This is a genomic window from Bacillus sp. TL12 (assembly GCF_022625245.1).
Lineage (GTDB): Bacteria > Bacillota > Bacilli > Bacillales > Bacillaceae_G > Bacillus_A.
Genome location: NZ_JAJJBY010000268.1, coordinates 1 through 237, shown reverse-complemented (window position 1 = coordinate 237; position 237 = coordinate 1). Strand labels below are relative to the sequence as shown.

Here is a 237-nt window from a genome sequence, read left to right as displayed (position 1 = left end):
TATATGGTGGAGGATGACGGGATCGAACCGCCGACCCCCTGCTTGTAAGGCAGGTGCTCTCCCAGCTGAGCTAATCCTCCATTTGCCTGGCAACGTCCTACTCTCACAGGGGCAAGGCCCCAACTACCATCGGCGCTAGAGAGCTTAACTTCCGTGTTCGGTATGGGAACGGGTGTGACCTCTCTGCCATCATTACCAGACTTTTATTATTATACACATTCTTTTCAGAATGTCAAC

Annotated in this window: 1 tRNA gene and 1 rRNA gene; both read right to left on the bottom strand. The window is 51.5% G+C overall.

The features are described from left to right. Positions 1-4: 4 nt before the first annotated feature. Positions 5-80, bottom strand: a tRNA-Val gene (locus LOK41_RS28875). 4 nt (positions 81-84) lie between these two features. Continuing rightward, positions 85-200, bottom strand: a 5S ribosomal RNA gene (rrf, locus tag LOK41_RS28870). Between the last annotated feature and the right edge of the window lie 37 nt (positions 201-237).